General features: G+C 46.7%; 15 protein-coding genes and 1 riboswitch. Of the genes, 11 read left to right on the top strand and 4 right to left on the bottom strand.

All coding sequences use genetic code 11. The features are described 5' to 3' along the window. Nucleotides 1–131 precede the first annotated feature (131 nt). The 4 genes from ABD014_RS00140 to ABD014_RS00125 all read left to right on the top strand — a co-directional run bounded on the left by ABD014_RS00140 (nt 132) and on the right by ABD014_RS00125 (nt 4925). Nucleotides 132–1442 carry a response regulator gene (locus tag ABD014_RS00140; protein WP_343855772.1) on the top strand — a complete coding sequence of 437 codons (1311 nt, stop codon included), beginning with the start codon at nt 132–134 and terminating at the stop codon, nt 1440–1442. A gap of 94 nt (nt 1443–1536) precedes the next feature. Continuing rightward, a complete protein-coding gene (locus tag ABD014_RS00135; protein WP_343855769.1) occupies nt 1537–2469 on the top strand; it encodes a carbohydrate ABC transporter permease in 933 nt (310 codons plus the stop codon). 1 nt (nt 2470) lies between these two features. Further along, nucleotides 2471–3334 carry a carbohydrate ABC transporter permease gene (locus ABD014_RS00130; protein WP_343855767.1) on the top strand — a complete coding sequence of 288 codons (864 nt, stop codon included), beginning with the start codon at nt 2471–2473 and terminating at the stop codon, nt 3332–3334. A 136-nt stretch (nt 3335–3470) separates the two neighbouring features. Beyond that, nucleotides 3471–4925: an ABC transporter substrate-binding protein gene (locus tag ABD014_RS00125; RefSeq protein ID WP_343855764.1), complete on the top strand. Its 1455-nt coding sequence runs from the start codon at nt 3471–3473 to the stop codon at nt 4923–4925. Between the two features lie 478 nt (nt 4926–5403). Here the strand turns inward: ABD014_RS00125 and ABD014_RS00120 are convergent, their stop codons facing one another. Next, a complete protein-coding gene (locus ABD014_RS00120) occupies nt 5404–6717 on the bottom strand; it encodes a glutamate-1-semialdehyde 2,1-aminomutase (protein WP_343855761.1) in 1314 nt (437 codons plus the stop codon). 75 nt (nt 6718–6792) lie between these two features. Next, entirely contained in the window at nt 6793–7866 is a 1074-nt protein-coding gene (locus tag ABD014_RS00115; RefSeq protein ID WP_343855757.1) for an LCP family protein, read from the bottom strand. Between the two features lie 125 nt (nt 7867–7991). Here ABD014_RS00115 and bcp point away from each other — a divergent pair, with 125 nt between their 5' ends. After that, entirely contained in the window at nt 7992–8468 is a 477-nt protein-coding gene (gene bcp, locus ABD014_RS00110) for a thioredoxin-dependent thiol peroxidase (protein WP_343855755.1), read from the top strand. Nucleotides 8469–8628: 160 nt separating this feature from the next. Next, complete coding sequence (locus tag ABD014_RS00105) at nt 8629–10062, top strand: polysaccharide deacetylase family protein (RefSeq protein ID WP_343855751.1); 1434 nt, start codon at nt 8629–8631, stop codon at nt 10060–10062. A gap of 194 nt (nt 10063–10256) precedes the next feature. Here the strand turns inward: ABD014_RS00105 and ABD014_RS00100 are convergent, their stop codons facing one another. Continuing rightward, nucleotides 10257–11831, bottom strand: a complete 1575-nt coding sequence (locus ABD014_RS00100) for a hypothetical protein (protein ID WP_343855747.1) — start codon at nt 11829–11831, stop codon at nt 10257–10259. A gap of 329 nt (nt 11832–12160) precedes the next feature. Between ABD014_RS00100 and ABD014_RS00095 the strand changes: the two genes are divergently transcribed. Genes ABD014_RS00095 through guaA form a run of 4 tightly spaced genes read left to right on the top strand, consistent with a single transcriptional unit; the run spans nt 12161 to nt 18424 of the window. Next, nucleotides 12161–13126, top strand: coding sequence for an AAA family ATPase (locus ABD014_RS00095; RefSeq protein WP_343855744.1), 966 nt, complete (start codon nt 12161–12163; stop codon nt 13124–13126). Next, the gene (locus tag ABD014_RS00090) at nt 13123–14397 is read left to right on the top strand and encodes a DUF58 domain-containing protein (RefSeq protein ID WP_343855742.1); all 1275 of its coding nucleotides are present in this window, start codon (nt 13123–13125) and stop codon (nt 14395–14397) included. The genes ABD014_RS00095 and ABD014_RS00090 overlap by 4 nt, the downstream gene beginning before the upstream one ends. Further along, nucleotides 14384–16831, top strand: a complete 2448-nt coding sequence (locus tag ABD014_RS00085; protein ID WP_343855739.1) for a transglutaminase-like domain-containing protein — start codon at nt 14384–14386, stop codon at nt 16829–16831. Before ABD014_RS00090 ends, ABD014_RS00085 begins: the two co-directional genes overlap by 14 nt. A 54-nt stretch (nt 16832–16885) precedes the next feature. Further along, nucleotides 16886–18424, top strand: a complete 1539-nt coding sequence (guaA, locus tag ABD014_RS00080) for a glutamine-hydrolyzing GMP synthase (RefSeq protein WP_343855736.1) — start codon at nt 16886–16888, stop codon at nt 18422–18424. A 191-nt stretch (nt 18425–18615) separates the two neighbouring features. On the opposite strand, the gene ABD014_RS00075 is transcribed toward guaA, so the two are convergent. Next, nucleotides 18616–19017, bottom strand: coding sequence for a GyrI-like domain-containing protein (locus tag ABD014_RS00075; RefSeq protein ID WP_343855734.1), 402 nt, complete (start codon nt 19015–19017; stop codon nt 18616–18618). A gap of 267 nt (nt 19018–19284) precedes the next feature. Continuing rightward, a riboswitch (purine riboswitch) is annotated at nt 19285–19385 on the top strand. A gap of 170 nt (nt 19386–19555) precedes the next feature. Here ABD014_RS00075 and ABD014_RS00070 point away from each other — a divergent pair. Then, nucleotides 19556–20926 (top strand): NCS2 family permease, encoded by a 1371-nt coding sequence (locus tag ABD014_RS00070; RefSeq protein ID WP_343855732.1) that lies wholly within the window; start codon nt 19556–19558, stop codon nt 20924–20926. Nucleotides 20927–21285 lie beyond the last annotated feature (359 nt).

Here is a 21285-nt window from a genome sequence, read left to right as displayed (position 1 = left end):
AAAGTCCGGTTTTCGGCACCGGAGCCTATGCTTCCACTGTGCGTTTTTCAAAATGCTTCAGTAGAATGAAGCTAGGGCGTGAGGAGCGAGTGTACGTAGTTGGACTCAAAAAGCTACAGGGGGAGAAGAGAATGTACAAAATACTAGTCGTTGACGATGAACCATTAATCTGCAAGGGGCTGGCTGGACTTCTGAACGGCTCCGGCATCGATATTGGAGCGGTATATACCGCCTACAGCGGGCATGAAGCTCTCGATTACATCCGTATGGAGGAGATCGATCTGCTTGTGACTGATATCCAGATGGGAGAGATGAGCGGGATCGAATTGATGCAGCAAGCCAAGATGGTCAAGCCGTGGGTGCAGACCATTATCATCTCTGCCCATGAGACGTTCCAATATGCGCAGATGGCGCTGCGGCTTGGGGCCAGGGATTATTTGATCAAGCCGCTGAATAGCGAGAATTTCCTGGACTCCGTCCGCAATGCCCTGTTGAAGATGGAGCGGCCCGTTGCGCAAATCGATGAGTTTTTGTCCGCGGATACGGATCATTTTCAAATGGAGGAATTCGGTCCAGAGAAGAATGAGCTTCTGCAGCGTCTGTTGAACGGAACGGTCTCTTTGCAAGAGGATATTTTAGAGGAATTAAGATTAGTAGGGCCTTATTTCTCCGTGATCAGAATGAAGCTTGATATTCCGCTGGAGGGGGAGGCTTCCTATTCGGAGCGGGATATACGTCTGCTACGCTATGCTGCGCGGAACGTGGCTGAGGAGTTGCTACATAAAGAAGAGAAAATATTGACCTGCTATTTAGGTGAACGAGATATCTGTATTCTGCTGCAGTGGAACGAGACAGAGTATGACGAACTGGATATAAATAAAATCAATCATCTGGAAATGATCGGACGAAGTTTGCATCATCATGTGCAGAAGTACTTAAATATTCCGGCCATCATCGGCATTAGCCAGATTCTGAAGGGGGCTGAATTTATGCCTGTGCTTGATCGTCAAGCGGATAAGGCGATTGTGTGGGGCGGGAAGCATGGCGATTACCATGTGTTCTATTACGGGGACTTCAATTGGAGCAATTATGCTCAGGACCCTACGGCTGAAGAACTAACGACACAGAATAACCGGATTGTCGACAGGGCCAAGCAATATATCGAAGATAATTACAGCCAGAAAGGATTGACGATTCACGAGGTCGCGAAGAAGAATCACGTCAGCCCCAATTACCTTAGCTTCCTCTTCAAGAAGAATACCGGCTACAATCTGTGGGAGTATGTGATCAAACTGAGGATGGAAGAGAGCAAGTCGCTGTTGCTCAATACCGATTTACGTCGTTATGAAATTGCTGAACGTGTTGGTTACGAATCTCCCGAACATTTCAGTAAAATATTTAAGAAGTACTTCGGTCTTAGTCCTAGTGAGCTGAAGAAGTAAGAACAGCTATACTTCGCATAGTATTACACCTGTTCCCGAGCCCCATGATTTTCTAAAATGAAAGCTGGACACTAAAGAGAAATGAGGGAAACTCATGGAGGAATCGGTGATTTCACCAGGAAACATGGTCAAGGGGCCTCAGAAAGAGCTCAAAAAAGTACGAAGAACATCAAACTGGAAAAAGTACATGTGGGGGTATCTTTTTCTCGTTCCGGCTATCGTCATTTTTATCGTCTTTCTATGGGTTCCAATTATCAAAGGGATCGTCTATAGCTTCTACAACGTCGATTTCGTAAAGGGCAACTCTTTTGTCGGATTTGATAACTATGCAAAAATATTTCATAACCCTGATTTATGGCTTTCCGTTAAAAATACATTGTATTTTATGTTCCTTACGTTAGTCATCGGGTTCTGGGTGCCAATCGTGGCGGCGATAGCCATATCGGAGCTGAAGTTCTTTCAGGGCTTTGCCCGCATAGCCGCTTACTTGCCCTTCGTCGTACCTGGCGTGGTGCTCTATGGCATGTGGAGATGGATGTACGATCCGGTTGGACCGATTAACGCCTTGCTTGGCTTGTTCGGCGTCGAGCCGATCTCGTTCATATCCGACGGGCGCTTCTCGATGATCTCGATCGTCTTCATGGAGACGTGGCAGCAGTTCGGCTCGGCAATGCTGATCTATCTGGCCGGGGTACTGAGTATCCCGAGGGACTGGTATGAAGCGGCGGAAATCGACGGTGCCGGAGTGTGGAGCCGGATCAAATATATTACCCTCCCATCTATGCGCAGCTTGATTGTTCTGATGCTCATCCTGCAGGTTATCGGTACATCACAGGCTTACCAATCTCAATTGGCCTTGCTGGATGGCGGTCCGAACAAGGCTACACTGACCTATGCGCTCTTCACGGTGAAATATGCTTTCACCCAGTTGGATTATGGGGCGGGTACAGCGCTGGGTGTACTGATGTTTATCGTATTGGGTATCCTTGGCGTCATTCAATTCAAGATGAACAGGGAGGATTACTAATATGGAAAGAGGCATCCTGTCACCATCGGATTTGAAGAAGCCGGTGAATAAGATCGTCTATGGCATCATGGTTCTGGGCATTGCCATTATGGCCGTTACGATGCTATATCCCATTCTCATGACGATGTTCAACGGACTTAAAAGCAATCCTGAGATCAATACCTTTCCGCCGAAGTTCTTCCCGACAACCTGGCATTGGGAGAATTTCTCCAAAGGTTGGAACTACATTGCTCTACCGGTATTTCTTAAGAATACGGTGTTCATTTTCCTCGGGAATCTGCTCATGACGATTCTAGTACTCGGTCTGGCAGCATTCAGTATATCGCGAATTCGCGTTCCTTATAGTCGGGTAATCTATTTTTTCATCCTGCTTACCTTGTTCATACCAGCAACAAGCTATATGATTCCTAATTTCGTGAATCTGAAGCAGCTCGGGCTGCTCAACTCTTACTGGGCTTTCTGGCTGCCTGCGGGAGCGAATGCGTACTACTTCTTGCTGATGAAGAATTTCTTCGACGGCATTCACCCGGAAATTTTTGAAGCGGCGCGGATTGACGGTGCTTCGGAGCTAACGAGCTATCTACGAATAGCTATCCCGTTGTCCGTCCCGATCTTTGCCACATTATCGATCTTCATTTTCTCTACTGCATGGAACGACTGGTTCTGGCCATCGCTAGTTATGCATACGGAGGATAAATATACCTTGGCCACCGCGATATATAAATACGTCATTAATGCGCGGAGCTTGGACAGCAGTATTAAATTCTCGATTCTGTTCATGGTTATGATTCCGCCGATCTTTGTGTTTTTGGGATTCCAGAAGTTTATCGTGCGCAGCGTCAGCCTGACAGCCGTTAAAGGGTAAGCAGAGTAGAGATAGCGTTTACATTTAGCGTAGGGCTGCACATGATCGCCATATGAATACACATCGTCCTTGAACCGGGAATCTTCTAATATAAAAATGTAGCAGTTGACAACAATTATGGAAAAGGGGAGTTTCAATGCGCAAGTTCTCAGCAGTACTGATGTGCCTAATGCTGCTAGGTTCACTGCTCGCAGCGTGCGGCGGAAAGAACAATGCAAGCGACCAGGCTAATAACGGAGGAGCAAATACTCCAAGCAATACCGGTGGTAATAACACAGCGACAACGGATGAGCCGAAGGATGACATTACACAGAGGAAAGTAACGCTGAAAATTCACTATCCACTGCCGGATGAAACAACGCTTCGTGCGCAAGAAGACGATAAGATCGCCCGCTTCCAAGAGATGTATCCGAATGTCACGATTATTAAGGATGACTGGCAATATGATATTAACGAAATCGGCGTAAAAATGGCTTCCAACGAAGCTCCAACGTTCTACAACACTTGGGCCACGGAAGCGAACTTCCTAGTAGAACGTGGCTGGGTCGCTGATATTACGGACCTCTGGAACAATTGGGAGTACAAGGACGAGATTAACCCTGTTATACAGAACCAGTTCATCGTGGATGGCAAGGTATTTGGTATAACGCAAAACGGTTACATTACCTCCACTGTAGTGAACAAGAAGATTCTGGACGATAAAGGAGTTGCCATTCCTGCCCTCGATTGGACTTGGGATGATATGTATAATACAGCCAAAGCGGTTGCTGATCCGAAGAAAGGGATCTCAGGCATTGCTCCAATGGGTAAAGGCAATGAAGCTGGCTGGAACTGGACGAACTTCTTGTTCGAGGCCGGCGGGGATATTGAGAACAATGTAGATGGCAAAGTAACGGCTGTATTTAACACTGATGCAGGTGTCAAAGCCCTCGATTTCTATAAGAAGCTGAAGTGGGAAGCTAATGCGATTCCGCAGGACTGGGCTCTCGGCTGGGGCGATGCAGTAAGCTCGTTCCAACAAGGACGTACAGGAATGGTCATTGCAGGCGCATTTGACGTCGTTCAAGCTGCTCTGAATGAAGGTGGCATGAAGCCTGAGGACGTTCTCGTCTATCCGATGCCGGCTGCTGAAGCGGGCGGCAAGCACTACGGAATTCTAGGCGGCAACTATCTGGTCATTAACCCGAATGCAACGAAGGATGAGCAAGAGATGGCTTTCCGCTATATTACGTTTGATTATTTCTCAGATGGCTCTTTGAAGGCTGTTGAAGATACGATTAATGCTCGCAAAGCAGAAGGCAAGTATTATGTTCCTACGCCACTTGAGTACTTCAAGGATGATTCCGAGTATGCAGGCAAGATCCAAGCGATTTATGACAAGTACGACAACGTGTACAAATACGATCCAAACCTGTTCTCCTTGCTGGAAGGCAAACCGGAAGCTCAATTCGGCACACAGGACTACTATGCAACGATGTCCAACGTAGTACAGGAATCGTTCTCGAAGAAGGACACGGATTCGAAGAAACAGCTTGATGTAGCTGCACAGTACGTGCAGGAGAACTACTTTGATAAGATTGAAGCGAAATAATCAGATTAGTTAATAGTTTACACAGATGTGCAATAACTGAGGCGTCCTTATTTGGGCGCCTCAGTTGTTGCAACGACTGATGTCGAGAAGATTGAGGCGAAGTCTGGTGAGCGGTCGGTCAAGTGGTCGGCCTTTTCTAACGAAACGTCATATCGTTATTTGGCCAAAAATAAGCGCGTATAGAATTTAACGAAACACCATATCGTTATTTGGGCTAATTCTGGGGTTTGAGTAGTTATTTTTGCTAAATAACGATACCCTGTTTCGTTACAATTTTTCGAAGCTCATTTGGGCCTGAATAGCGATACCACGTTTCGTTAGAGTGAGTTGCAAAACCGCAAGCTTCTTCAGAGATTAAAGGGCGTCCACAGGGACGCCCGATTTTTTTGATAGGACTTAACACTTTACACCATAAAATAGCCCCCTGCAGTCCAAGGAAAAATACCTGGGCCGCAGAGGGCTTAATGGATGATATCCTTTATTTGCCGGCGATTTCCTTGAAGGAAGCTTCAGCTGCCTCAAGTGTGAAATCAATGTCTGCTTCGGTATGAGCCGTCGTCAGGAACCAGGCTTCAAATTTGGATGGAGCCAGATTAACGCCACGATTCAGCATAGCCCGGAAGAAGGCGGCAAATGCTTCGCCATCCGTATCTTGGGCCTCGTCATAGTTCGTTACCGGATGGTCACAGAAATGCGTCGAGAAGGAGCCGCGAATACGGTTGATGTTCAATGGCACTCCATGCCGCTTGGCGGACTCAGCCAGGCCATCGGTCAATTTCACAGTGAGGCGATTCATCTCCTCATATACTTTAGGATCCTGCAGTACTTCGAGACAAGCGATACCTGCGGAGATGGAAGCCGGGTTGCCAGCCATCGTTCCGGCTTGATAAGCCGGGCCGAGCGGAGCGACCTTCTCCATGATCTCTTTGCTGCCGCCATAAGCGCCGATAGGCAGGCCGCCGCCGATAATCTTGCCTAGTGCGGTCAGATCCGGCTTGATCGCATCGTGGTTATCCAGTCCCGCATAAGTCTGGGCGGAGCCGTAATGGAAACGGAAGGCCGTGATGACCTCATCGTATATAACGAGCGCGCCGTACTCATGTGTCAGCCGGCATACATCCTCAAGGAAACCAGGCTTCGGCATGACCATCCCGAAGTTGCCGACGATAGGCTCGATCATGACAGCCGCGACGTCGTCGCCCCATTTCTTCAGAGCTTCCTGCAATCCGGTGGCATCGTTGAATGGAACGGTGATGACTTCATGGGCGATGCTTGTCGGGATACCAGCGCTGTCTGGAATACCAAGCGTGGATGGACCAGAGCCTGCAGCAACGAGCACAAGGTCGGAATGGCCATGATAGCAGCCAGCGAACTTGATAATCTTGTTGCGACCGGTATAGGCGCGGGCTACGCGGATCGTCGTCATAACGGCTTCTGTACCGGAATTGACGAAGCGGACCTTATCCATCGAAGGGATTGCTTCCTTCAGCATTACTGCAAGCTGGATTTCAAGCTCGGTAGGCGTACCATAGAGCGTTCCGTTAGCCGCAGCTTCAGTAATTGCCTTCGTGACATGCGGATGGGCATGTCCAGTAATAATTGGGCCATATGCGGCCAGGTAGTCGACATAACGGTTGCCATCGACATCCCAGAAGTAGGCGCCTTCGGCCTTCTTCATAAAGACGGGCGCCCCGCCCCCAACCGCTTTGAAAGAGCGGGAGGGGCTGTTGACGCCGCCTACGATATGTTGAAGCGCTTCTTCATATAGTACTTCGGATTGTTTCCTATTCATGATGAGTAACTTCCTTTCACAGTAGGTAATAGAACTTCCAGAGCATAGGATCTAGGTTTGCCTGTCTCCTCAGGCTCAAGGCCCGCTGGAAGTATCTGCAGCTTCATTCTTAATCTTCGGCGTACTATTGCTGCCGTTTGTCGTAGAATGGCTGTCGTTCCCGCTGTTCTGCTCATCTGTAGAAGTGTCTTCCGTTCTATTGAATACTTCCTGGACATAAGCTTTGAGCTCTTCATCACTCTTGACGCCCAGCACTTCAGCTCCGCCAACATTCTTCTCGATCAGCAGGCTCATTGGCGGAATTTGCTCACTGGCAATCATTTTGCTGGAATAGCCAAGGTTGGCCAGCTTCCACATATCGTTAATCGTCAGGTTCGTATCGATATATGGATTGACTTTCTCCAGAATAGCCGGAAGTTTCAGCAAGGAGGTCGTCGAGATCATCTTGTTGGCCACGGCCGTCAAGAAATTACGCTGACGTTCTGTACGGCTGAAGTCCGAGAGAGCATCATGCCGGAAACGGACGTATTGCAGCGCAGTCTTGCCATCCAGATGCTGCTGTCCTTGCTTCAAATCGATATCGTACTCATGATTATCCGCTTTGCTCGTATAATGCATATCCTTCTCTACATAGAAATCCACGCCGCCGATGGCGTCGACCAGTTCGATGAATCCTTGGAAGTCGGTATACACATAATATTGAATCGGAATGCCCAGCAAGTCGGAGACCGTCTTCATGGCTGTGTTAGGGCCATGAGTGATCGCTGTATTAATACGATTCATGCCATATTCAGGGACCTTGACATAGGTGTCGCGCATGATCGAGAACAGATACCCGCGTTTGGTTACCGGATCAAGCGAGGCTACCAGCATCGTATCGGAACGTGGAATTTCGCCTTTTTTGAGACCGCGCGCGTCGACACCCATGAGTAGAATATTGACTCGGTCAGTCCCTTCCCATTTTGGCGGTTCTGGGGTCTTGGTTGTTTCCGTCGGTTTAACCTGATAAAATGGAGAATCCTCGCCGGTCTTCTGGAAGTGGTCTACCTGGTTATAAATCGCGGTGAAATAATAAGCTAAAAATCCAACAACGATGACCAGGACCGCGAGCAGCGACCAGAGGATGGTTCGCTTAGTTCGTTTTGTCATATAAATTTCGTTCCTTTCAGAAAAAACGATGAGTTCATTTTGATGGCAGTACTTCATACATTATAATTTTTTTTAGAGTTACAATCAATTTATGTGAGTTAGTATTCTTTTAGGAGGATTTTCTTATGAATCGGCAACCAGTTGAACTTGGACAACCTGTTCCGGATTTCACCCTTCCTGCTAGCGGGGGCAATGAAGTAAGCTTAAGTCAGTTCCGCGGACAGAAGGTCGTGATCTATTTCTATCCGAAGGACATGACTACGGCTTGTACTCAAGAGGCCTGCGATTTCCGCGACAATTATAGTGCTATTAGCGAGCGGGATGCGGTCGTGCTTGGTATTAGTGGTGATCCAGTGAAGTCGCATGACCGCTTCGTGGAGAAGCAGAGTCTTCCGTTCCTATTGCTATCGGATACAGACCATGAGATCTGTCGGATGTTCGGCGTGTGGCAGCTTAAGAAGATGTATGGTCGTGAATATGAAGGCATTGTTCGCTCCACCTTTCTGATTGATGAAGAAGGACGACTGGTCCGCGAATGGCGCGGCATCAGAGTGAAGGGGCATGTAGAGAAGGTTCTGGAGGCAATACAAGAGGGAGTTTGAACAATCCGTTTTTTTAAAAGAAGGGCGCAGCAAAGACCTGTAAAGTAGGGCTTTCGCAGCGTCCTTTTTGTTATTTCCAAACAAAGTCTATTTCTATAGTTCACGACATACAATCTACCAGACGCAAAATGATTCATATAAACGGCGGAGGTAGAAATAAATGAAGAGAAGATTTATTTCCAGTCTTGTGGTGATTCCAATCCTTTTTGTAGTGCTGGTATTTGCGGTAAGCTCGCTCCTAATCTCCCGGGAGGCGGGGATTATAGAGGCTTCGGCCTATTCCTCCGAACAGGTCGGGGCCTTGGAGGACAGGAATACACCGGAACAGATAGTTGCTGCGGCAGGAGAAGCGGCGCTGGGTAAGGCTCATGAAGAGCAGATTATGCAGTCGCGGCAAGAAGCATCTGCTGTGAATAGCAGCTTCAATTTGGAGTCAGATTCATCAGGACTGGATTCAGATAAGGCGGCTACCGGGGCGGTGACGCTGACCGCTAAGACGCCAGCCACTATGCCTAAATCCGATAAAGCGGACAAGATTGTCTATCTTACATTTGATGATGGGCCCAGTAATTTAACCGATCAAGTGCTGAAAATATTGAAAAAAGAAGATGTTCCTGCCACCTTTTTTGTACTAGGGGGGAACGCCAAGAAAATGCCAGAGGTCATTACACGGATTGTCGAGGCGGGTCATACGATTGGCAATCATACTTATAATCATGAATACAGTGAGCTGTACCAGAGCTTCAACGTGTTCTGGGGCCAGATCAAGGAGACAGAGGAAGTGCTGCGGCAGATTACCGGAGTACGTCCAGAGCTGGCTAGAGCCCCAGGCGGTACCTATGGCCATTTTGACAAGACCTATTTCGATTTAATGGAGCAGGCCGGCTATAAAATATTTGATTGGGACGTGGACAGCGGTGACTCCAAGCGAAAGGGCGTACCTGCTGCGGAAATTTTACGAAACAGTACTCCTGATAAATTGAAGAATCAAATGATTATACTGATGCATGATGGGGCAGGACACGCTGAGACGGTCAAGGCGCTTCCTGGAATTATCGATTTTTATAAAAAACAAGGGTATGTGTTCCGCACGCTATCAGCGGAGCAGCCATCCGTACATTTTCCCATCTCCGACAAGATGAAGCGTACAACGCGGTCTGCCCCATCCCAAGCATGGATTGATAGTCATATTGTGCCGAACGCATCCTTGTTCGGTCCTGGATTGCCACTATATGTAGAGGCTGGTGGCGTACGGACGAAGCTGGCTGTCGGGGAGTACGACTTGCAGGGAGAGCAATACCAGGTTCCGCTGCGGGCAGTTATGGAGCGTCTGGGGGCCAAAGTGACCTGGGATCATCCGAATCGTAGCGCAGTTATTGCCTGGGGAGAATCTAAGGTTATTGTCGATACGCTAGAAAATGTGATCATAACGGAGTCCGATTTGGCCGATGGCAATGGGAAGCCTCAATCTATCTCAATTACGAGAAAGAACGGAGCCATTTGGGTTCCGCTGCGGTCCATTCTTGAGGCGACAGGACATCCGATTCTCTCAACTTCCTCTACCACCGAGGAACGGCTTGTGAAGGCTGAATAAAGTAGTAACAATATAGCTAATAACATCTAATTTAATAAGGTTAATTTGGTTCTACCTTGTTTTATTAAAAAAGAGAAACTTCGATTTGTAAAAAGCTGAATTACTCATATTCGAAGCTAAACAAAAAAGACGAGTGAAAGTAATGATCCACTCGTCATGCGAATTTGTTTATCAATTTAAATCTAAATCGCTTCTTATTTTAATGTGTACCTTACTCTTGGGGAACGAATCATTATGTCAGTTGCATTACTGTCAAACCAATATACTTCACACCGAACCCATCCATTAAACTGGCGTGAACCTGATAGTCTAAAGAATTTCCACTCTGTATTAATTGCCTGTTTTTCAGTAGAAATAGTGTTTTTAGCATTAAAGTTGCCGTTTTTCATTTCTCCTTCATGTAACGCAAGTGCGATATTCCGGTCGATATTCTCCCGCGATTTGACAAAGCATTCAAACGTTACGTTTAACCTTTCCCAATCTTTAATTGGTCCGTTAAGTCCACTCATGGTCAGATCGTAGTATACACTCGGGACTTCAAATGTATGTTTATCATCATTTGCCGCAAAGTAGATGCTTGAAGAATAGTCTGGATTTATCGTAAAATACGGCATTTTGTTATTACTTCTCGATTTCAGAACTAATGAATCGACCATAGGAAGTATATGCGGATATTGCACATCAGGAAGTCTTTCTTCCGCTTGTGTAAATGTTATATTGGCATTTCTAATAAAAATATTGTCCACATTTTTATCAAACCAATATATTTCAAACCTTAGTTTTGTGTCCATTTGTTTTTTTCTGTAAGTAATTGTTTGAGTTGTCCATTGATTGTCAATGGGGAACGCAACAGTTGGTTCTTCACCTATCACTTCTCCTGATTCAGTTAGCTCCCAGATCTCTAGTTGTGCTTGGCGACTGATGGATGAACTCAAAGTGACAGTGAACGTTGCTGTTGATTCTTCGGGGATATCATGAACATCCTTTAAAATACTTGGATTATCTAATTCTCCATTTTGATTATTGGCTGCCAGGACCCTAATTTGATTTAATTCGAGTATTTGATGCTGAGTGCATCGATGAAACTGAAATTTACCAAATGCAGTTCGCTCGGTTGTTTCAATCAATTTGAAGTTACTATTCAAATTGATTTCATTGATGAATCTTAAATGCTCCAATTCCTTTCTGAATTTAATAATCGATTTGTATAAATCAAAATTATTAAACACTGGTCGATCTAGGTATGTCCCATTTGGATAAATGTTACTGTTATCATAAGTATATTTATAATAAGAAAAATGTTTTTCCAAAAGAAAATCAAGTGACTGAATTACATCTGTATCGCGTGTAAACTCTCCGAAACGTACACTCATTTCCGTATACGTAGCTATTTGGAATATAACAGCGTTGATTAGAATAGGGTGAACTTTCTTGCAATAAAACTGTAAATCACTAATAAAGGTCTTGTTGATTTCTGAAATAACTTCGCCTAAGAAGAATGACAATTGAGTTAGATTTTCTTTTGTCTTTGTTTCATCTTTAACTCCGTTTATATAGTCAGTGATTGTCTGCTCATAAAACTCGTGATACCAATCAATTTTTCCTTCATATTGACTAAGTGAGTGTTCAAGTATATATTGTACTATTTCTTTCTTTAGGTCATTTAATTGATTCAGAATTCGTGCTGATATTTCATTGGTTTGTTTAATCTTTGCATTGTGTTCTCCAATAGCACTGAGGACAGCGGTTGCAATTTCAAAATAAGCCATCTAAATAACCCTCCTTGGACTCTTGGTAACTTTGGATTTTATTTATAATGCTTCCAAAAAGTAGGTTTTATTCAATATCGAAACATCGATTGGAATTATCATGTATTGTCGTGACCAAGAGTTTCTGAGATCGAAACTGATTCCAGCTCAGAGGGCGTTCGAAACGTCTTCCATTTAGTACCATGAAGACAGAGGGAAATTATCGATGCCGAATAGCTTAATGATTTACTTCGTGATCAAAAGTGAATATCTCGATAGGTCTATTTCCGCTAGATTCTGGCGATACTGGTTGATAGATTTGAATCGCCGGAAATGGAGGAATAGAAGAGATGAATCAAGAACAGGCTCAAGAGCTGCTTGAGCGATTGGTGAATCGGGTAGAACGTGTCATTGTTGGTAAAAGAACGGAAATCGAACTTATTCTCGTATCGATGTTATGCGGCGGGCATGTATTGCTGGAGGATGTACCCGGTGTTGGTAAGACGAAGCTGGTCAGAACATTGGCGGACTGCGTAGGCGGTACCTTCGGACGGATTCAGTTCACGTCCGACCTGATGCCTGCAGATGTAACCGGGGTAACGGTGTATCATCCACAATCCGGATATTTCGAGTTCAGGCAGGGGCCGATTCATGCCAATATCGTGCTTGGTGATGAATTGAACCGGGCTGCTCCGCGTACTCAATCCGCACTGCTCGAGGCGATGGAGGAGCGAAAGGTAACGGTAGACGGGATTACCCGCCCCCTACCGGAGCCTTTTTTGCTATTCGCGACACAGAATCCGCTGGAGTATGAGGGGACCTATCGACTGCCGGAGGCCCAATTGGACCGCTTCCTGATGAGACTGTCTCTCGGCTACCCGGCACCGGAGCAAGAGATAGAGATGCTTGGGCGCTTCAGTGACCCGCGGGCTGCAGTAGTGAAGCCAATATTGCTGCCGGAAGAGATTGTTGGGATTCAGCGTCAGGTCAGAATGGTTCTCGTAGATGATAGAATCAAGCGATATATGGTAGAAGTGGCGGATAAATCCCGGCGTCATCCGCAGATCTCCCTAGGCATTAGCCCGCGGGGCACTCTCTCATGGCTGGGAGCGAGCCAGGCCATGGCCTTCTACCAAGGACGAACTTATGTTGTGCCTGATGATGCCAAGCAGGTAGCGGAAGCCGTATTAGCACACCGGATCATGCTGAACAGCGAAGCAAGAATCTCCGGGCTGGATCATCGTCAGGTCATAGTCGACTTATTAAATGGCGTGTCTGTTCCTGTATTTCATCGTGCTCCGGGTGTCCCATCATGAGGGAAGGGGCTTGGAATGGGTTCTGGTGTGCGCTGGCGGCGGGTCTGCTGATCGCACTATACATTTGGCGGGGAGGAGCAGCACTGCTCTTTCTATGCCTGCTGCTTGGCTTGCTGATATTTCAAGGCGTGGTCATTCTATTATTCGGACCACGCGCCTTTAAGATAGAGCGTTCTTGGCTTCCTCTTCAGCCAGAGGCTGGGGAGCCTATAGAAGTGACTCTGCGTATTAAGGCTACCGGGGGAATTTCGGTGCCATGGCTGCTTATACGGGACAAGCTGGCGATGCAAGCCGAACGGATGGATCCGGATCAAGAATATGAGAGCGGGAGCTTGCTGCTAAGCGGATTCCGCAGGCAGTATACCGTAAAATATGTGATAACGAATCCGCAGCGCGGGGTCTATGGGGCAGAAGCGATATACGTGAGCTATGGTGACCCGCTGGGCTATTTCAAACGGACGCGAAGGATTGTTATGGACGATACGCTTTATGTTCATCCTTCACATCTAGGCGCTTACCTTGGCAAAGGGGTAAACCCCGTTGGTGATGAGGAGATGACTTCAGGTGCATTTCTTAGAAGTATGGAGACATGTTCGTCTATAGAGCGTATTCGTGAATATTTGCCAGGTGATCCACTACATCGTATCTATTGGAAAGGCTCCGCGAGGACGGGAACGCTACTGGCCCGAATTCCAGATGTGAGGGGGAAGGAAGCACGCTGCTTATGGCTGGATACTCGGCATAAAGCATATATGCCTGAAGCGCAGCAGAGCCAGCCGGAGGTTCCGGCAGTGCGGGCCAATTTTGAGCTGGCCGTTCAAGCAACTGCAGCCCTTCTTCGTAACGAGATAGCCAAGACGTCTGATTGGGAAGCCGGCGGCAGTGAGCTTGAGCTTCGCTATGGATCGTCCGCTGAGGCGATAACCATCTCCGGCCTTCAGGGGCTTCGGCAAGGGCTTGACCTGCTGGCAGGAGTTAGAACTGATCGTTCAGTCTCTCGTCTTGTGATTCCTGCTGGCGTGATGACTCCTCGTAGTGGAGTGATCCATACCCTGGTTACAGGAAGAATGACTTCCGAGCTAGTGTCCGCAGCTACGCAACTGGCTGAGTCGGGCGTGAAGCTAGAGATCTGGACTTCGGTTTCTAGCAATGAGGTGGAGAGGGGAGCATGGTTAGCTCGACTGCGGCGTGTGGGTATCCCTTATGTTGACCTGGCTTTATTATTGCCCGCGAAGTCTAACGACAGGGGGGACGGACATGTCAGCGCCTAATCTGGAAGGAAGGGTCAGAGGGGATAACCTAACGACATTCGCTGCGCCATTACAGGAAAGGGCCCCTGCTTCATTCCACCAAATAGTGGTGAACAGAAGCATGGTCTCTTTGCTGCTATTTGCCTTGTTCTCGGAATGGCTCTATCCGCTGCAGAAGTTGATCGGTGATGATCATTATCGTGTTATTACCCTGTTTATGGTGCTCACGGGCGCGCTGTTGTTCATCGGCTGCCTGGGCTTGCCAAAGGGCCTGCTGCTTGGTCTATACCCTTTGCTAGTCAGTGGGGCTCTGTACTTCCTATATGGGGTGGGAAGCGGGGGAAGATGGTTCTCCAGTTATGTTCAGCTGTTAGGAAATGATATTACTGATATTGTCCAATCAGGCCGGTTGTACGGGGTAAGCATCGAGACGCGTGCTCTGCTGCTTCTTATCGGCTGGACGCTGTTGGTATCCTCTGTGCAAATATTGGCCTTTGGCCGGCAGAGCACTATGCTGTTCTTTATAGCATCAATTATTTACTTGCTGGCGCTTGAAATAGCTGGGGAGCAGAACATATATGCAGGACTTGTCCGCACCTTATGCTGGGGTCTGCTTTTGCAGCTAGTCCTGTTCCGGAGAAGGCTTCAGATTTTAACAGGGGATCTACAATTCCAGGAGACGAAGTCATTGCAGCAATCATCGCGTATGGCGAAGCAAAAATTAGGAGTGGATGAGCGTCAGAATCCTGTAGGTCAGTCGCATACAAGAGGAATGGAGCGTATTTGGTTCGGCGTTAGTGTTGTTATTCTACTGGCAGGCTTGTTCGGGACAGCCTTTCTTACTATCCGCATTCCCGTGAAGCCCGCAAAAGAGATAGCCTGGAATGATGTAATCCGGGCCTGGGAGAATTGGAGCGGCGAGCGGCTCGGGGAGAGACAAACTCAGGCTTATAAAATGTCTGGATATGGCCAGGATGACTCAAAGTTAGGGTCTGCTCTGAGTCTCCGGCACGAAAGGTACTTTACGGCTTTCTCGCCCTATCGTACATACTGGCGTGGTGAGAGTAAAAATGTATATACGGGACAAGGCTGGACGGAGTCCGGCACGGACCGAATCTCACTTGATAATATGAGAGATATTCTCGCAATCCCGGCTTCTAGCGGTTCTTTGGCAGGAGAGACGAGCGGGGCGGGAGCTATTTTCGAACAGACCGTTATATTCTCTAAGCCGGAGAGCAGGAATATTCCTCTGTTTACTGGCGGTCTGCCTGCAGGAATAGGACGTTTATATGTCGATGAGAATCTGGAGGAGAAGGCTAGCGGTGGCATCTTATACGATGCATCCTCGAATGCGGCATTCAGCAATTTGGAGCGGAATGAGAAGCTGTATGGCTATAAAGTAAGGGTTCAGCCGCAGCAATATACGCTGGACCAATTGAAGCAAGCTACGGGTATCGATCCTGAAGAGGTAACCATGCAGCAGTCGCTTCAATTGCCTCAGCAATTGCCGTCACGCGTTAGAAGTCTAGGAACCGAGTTGGTCGGGCAGGGCTTGAATCGGTATGAATCAGTTACTGCGGTTATGACTTATTTACAGAGCAACTATACGTACAATCTTAATACGTCGTTACCCCAATCCGGACGTGATTTCGTGGATGATTTTCTATTTGAGAGCAAGAGCGGGTATTGCGATCATTTCTCGACGGCGATGACTGTCTTGCTGCGAAGTGGAGGAGTGCCTGCCAGATGGGTCAAAGGCTTCGCTCCAGGGGAACTTATAGCGGCAAATAGTAATCAGTATGACGTTTCCTATTCGGATGCGCATTCTTGGGTAGAAGTTTATTTTCCTGGGCTAGGCTGGGTGCCCTTTGATCCAACACCGGGCTTTGAGAGCCTGTCTGTATTTGGCCAGGAGAACATTACAGAGACATCCTCTAGGTTTGATATGGGCATGCTCATGGAACAAGTAGGCAGGATTGCGAAACAAATGAAGCAAGGGCTGTTTATGGCGGCCAATATGCTCTGGACAAGGATCGAACCGGACCTGCTCAAGTGGACCATTGTGGTGTGCAGTATACCAGCTGTCATATGGTTGCTCTGGAGGTATCGTCGGGAGCTGTTCTGTAGGAACGCGCTTCTGCTAAGCCTGCATCTCCTTAGGCCACGTCGGCAATTTCCTGATTCCGATGAGTTGCTCTCGGCATCCGATATCGTCTGGCGTCAGCTATACCAATGCTTTGGCCTTAAGCCACAAGCTATGACTGCACGGGAGTACATGATATCGATACAGTCTGGAAGCAGAGAAAATTATAACGAATTGGATGATTTTATAGTGAACTGGGAAAACCTCTATTATGGAAGGGTTAGACTGGGGCGACAAGAAAGCATGCATTTTTTGAGGCGATGCCGTGATTTGGCATATCGTTACCGCTATCTCCCTCATGATCTTCCTTGACGACATCTTTCGTCGTTGCGTATAATTATTGTCATTAATCGAGGGAGGCCAGTTATGAATAAGCCAAATGAAATCATTGTCGTTCTGGATTTTGGAGGACAATATAACCAACTAATCGCTAGACGGATTCGCGACCTGGGCGTGTACAGCGAATTGTTACCATATAATACCCCAGTGGAGCGTCTGCGCGAGCTGGCGCCGAAGGGAATCGTATTCTCGGGCGGACCAGCTAGTGTATATGCAGAAGATGCTCCGCATATCGATCCGGCTATTTATGACATCGGTGTTCCGATCTTCGGAATCTGCTACGGTATGCAATTGATGGCACAACAGCTTGGAGGCAAGGTTGAGCGGGCGAACAAACGTGAGTACGGTAAATCTGAAGTTGATTTTGACCGTAATCTGGCTTTGGTTAAAGGGCTGGACACGAAACAGACATTATGGATGAGCCATGGGGATCATGTTACACAAATGCCTGAGGGCTTTTCACTGGCGGGTTGGACAGAATCTGCACCAATCGCTGCCTTCGTTAATAACGAGCGTGAAATGTACGGGGTCCAATTCCATCCAGAAGTTCGTCACTCTGTGTACGGGAATGAGATGATCAAGAACTTCCTATATGAAGTATGTAAATGTGAAGGCAACTGGACCATGGAAACCTTCATTGAGGATGCTATTCAAGATATTCGCAATCAAGTTGGCGACAAGAAGGTACTGTGCGCATTGAGCGGCGGGGTTGATTCCTCTGTTGTAGCTATGTTGATCCATAAAGCGATCGGCGACCAACTTACTTGTATGTTCATTGACCATGGTCTGTTGCGTAAAGGTGAAGCTGAGAGCGTTATGGAGACTTTCGTCGGAAAATTCGACATGAAGGTTGTCAAGATTGATGCTCGCGAACGCTTCCTTTCGAAGCTGGCTGGAGTGGATGATCCGGAACAAAAACGTAAAATCATCGGTAACGAGTTTATTTACGTATTTGACGAAGAATCCAGCAAATTTGATGACTTTAAGTTCTTGGCTCAAGGTACGCTGTACACGGATATTGTCGAGAGCGGTACGGCGACTGCGCAAACGATCAAGTCCCATCACAACGTTGGCGGCTTGCCAGAGGACATGAAGTTCGAGTTAGTTGAACCGCTGAAGGCTCTGTTTAAGGATGAAGTCCGTAAAGTTGGCGAAGAGTGCGGCCTGCCTAAGGAAATCGTCTGGAGACAGCCGTTCCCGGGTCCAGGTCTGGCCATTCGCGTACTGGGCGAAGTAACGGAGGATAAACTGAAGATCGTTCGTGATTCCGACTATATCCTGCGTGAAGAGATTGCCAATGCGGGTCTTGACCGCGAAATCTGGCAATACTTCACTGCTCTGCCTAACATGAAGAGTGTAGGCGTAATGGGCGACGAGCGAACCTACTCCTATACGGTAGGTATCCGCGCCGTAACTTCCATCGACGGCATGACCGCCGACTGGGCACGTATCCCATGGGATGTGTTGGAGAAGATCTCTGTTCGTATCGTTAACGAGGTAGAGAATGTCAACCGCGTTGTGTATGACATTACCTCCAAACCACCAGCAACGATTGAGTGGGAATAAGCTGATATTGATACAAAAGCTCTCTTTTATTGGCCGCTTTGGCCATAAAAGAGAGCTTTTTTTGTCTAGACGGTTTTATTATTTTCGGGCAGAAGTCTTTTTCGTAAGGCTTGTTTTTATCTTATCCCATTTAATTTCGGCACCAAGCAGCGAGGATATAATCGCAGGCCCACTGCACGGATAAAAGGTGGCTAATCTCTATTAACAGCGATGAAGATTTCGATCTCTCCGTTCACGTCGTATTTTTCATAATCAAGCGTGTAAGTTCTGTCTAACTCCCCGCTCTCCTCTAACGCCCAAATATGCTGCCATGCCTCGAATACGCCATTTTCTTTAGAACGGTCTACTTTGAAAATTGTATAGCCTTGCTCAGATACGGTAAGCTTCTTAGCTGTATTGAAGGAAGAGGTTGCGATCGAAAGGTCGTAATCTCCCTTGTAGTTACTCTCATAATTGTGGTACACGCCGTAAATCACCATATTCGCCACTTCGGGCCGACCTTGTACGTTCTGCCATATCCCCGTAATTTTAGAGTACATGTCAGGGTCAATAAAATTGTTCGTGCGGGTATTTTCTAAAATATATAGTTCCATTATTACCACTCCTTTTACTGTATGTAGCCTCATTCTAAACCACTAAATATGACAACATGTCGTCCTATTTTAAATATTTTGTAGTATGGATGCATGTTAAATTAACAATACTATAGGAGAAATTACTAATTTTTTGACAAATCACGAACATTAAAAACATATATCTTTAAAAACATTCGCTTTTTATGTTGACAAGAATGTCGTTCGCGCCTAGAATAGTCCATGTAATAAGTCTTCAAGTTAAAGATTTTATAACAGGAACTATCGACAAATTTCTATATGCTTTTTCGTATAATTCCGGGAATTGGCCCGGAAGTTTCTACGAGGTCACCGTAAATGATCTGGCTACGAAAAGAAGAGGCGCACCGGAAATGATTCCGGATATAAATAGAAGCTTGTCCAAATCCGCTTGCTGCGGGTACGGACTTGGCATTTCTGTTCTACTGGCGCTTCTTCTGTTCAGCAAGTGACCTGGGAAGCTAGTGAGAACCCGGGTTTTTTGTCGTTCCTGACTTATTTTAAGGGGGAGTATTTAACAATGGATCGGTTCTTTAAGCTTAAGGAACACGGAACAACTGTAAAAACTGAAATCATCGCGGGTATTACGACATTTATGACGATGGCCTACATTTTATTCGTCAACACGTTGTTCCTTGGTCCTAATGGAGCTGGTATTCCTGCAGACGGTGTTTTCTTCGCAACTACGGTTGGGGCAGGCCTTATTACGATCATTATGGGACTGTTCGTCAATATCCCAATTGCGCTTGCTCCTGGTATGGGTCTTAATGCGTACTTCATGACCGTTGTCCTTAGCTCTGGTGGAGAAATCACTTGGCAAGCCGCTCTTGGCGCAGTATTTATTTCCGGTATCATTTTTATAATCCTCACGATTACGAAGGTTCGTCAATTGCTGCTCGTTGCAGTTCCGCAAAGTCTTAAAGCCGCCATCACGGTTGGTATTGGCTTGTTCGTAGCAAGTCTCGGTTTGAAAATGAGTAATTTGATCGCCGCTAACTTGTCAGGGGTTGAAGATGCATCGGTTACGATTCCTGGTAGCGCAATTAACTTTGCTTTTGGTGATTTTGTTCATAGTCATGATGTTCAATTGACATTAATCGGTTTGATCCTGATTGCTATTCTGATGGCAATGCGTGTAAAAGGTGCTCTATTAATAGGTATCGTGGCAACAACTTTGATTGGTATTCCAATGGGAGTTACAGACGTTAGCGGTTTGTCGCATGCAACTTGGTTCCCTAACCTGAGCGACCTTGCAGTCGGTAAACTTGATATCGCAGGTGCGTTCAAGCTCGGCTTGCTCGAAATTGTATTCGTCTTTACCTTTGTTGAATTGTTCGATACTTTCGGTACTCTCGTGGGTACAGCTACACGGGCAGGGTTGATGGAAGATAAGGAAAAAGGCGAGAAGATGATTGGTAAGGCGATGCTAGTGGACGCGGTTGGCGTTAGTACGGGGGCTGTGCTTGGTACAAGTACGATCACATCCTTCGTAGAAAGTACTGCAGGCGTTGCTGAAGGTGGACGTACAGGTCTGACTTCCGTAACTACAGGGATCTTGTTCATCTGTGCTCTGTTCATTGCACCGCTGGCTGGAGTAGTTCCATCTGCTGCTACGGCTCCGGCATTGATTACAGTTGGTGTATTGATGATGGGCCAAGTGAAGTCGATTGAATGGGATGATTTCCTGTATGCATTCCCGGCATTCCTGACCATTATCCTAATGCCGTTCTCCGGAAGTATTGCTAACGGAATCTCGGCAGGGATCGTATCTTACGTTATTCTTGCTGTATTCAGCAACTTGGTTAACAAGAACAAAGTTAAGATTCACTGGTTGATGTGGATTCTGACTGTATTGATCCTTTGCCGCTACATTTTCCTCGGTGGTGAGTAATATCATTAATATATAAGTGAGTATTTCGAAGACTGGCCGCCCCTTGGGTGGCCGGTCTTTTCTGTATTTGTATATGGAATTAATTACAATTTGTATTCAGGTTGGATATTTGATATATTAATTAACGCCGCTTCAAACGGCCGCTAATTTTGAAAAAGTAAGCTTCAAAAAAAAGTTCTTGCTTTTCTGGAATGAACGTGATATATTATAAGAGTTGCTGCTGAGAACGCAGCGACGCTGAAAACGAAGTTGATCTTTGAAAACTGAACAACGAGTGAGCGGGTTTCACGTTCAGTGAAATCTAAGAAATAAGTCAGATTCAAAATGAGCTAATCGCTCTTTCAATGAAACACTTTATT

The organism is Paenibacillus motobuensis (assembly GCF_039521865.1).
Classification (GTDB): Bacteria; Bacillota; Bacilli; order Paenibacillales; family Paenibacillaceae; genus Fontibacillus; species Fontibacillus motobuensis.
Note: the sequence above shows the minus strand (reverse complement) of the source record. Positions and strands in the feature narration are given on the sequence as shown.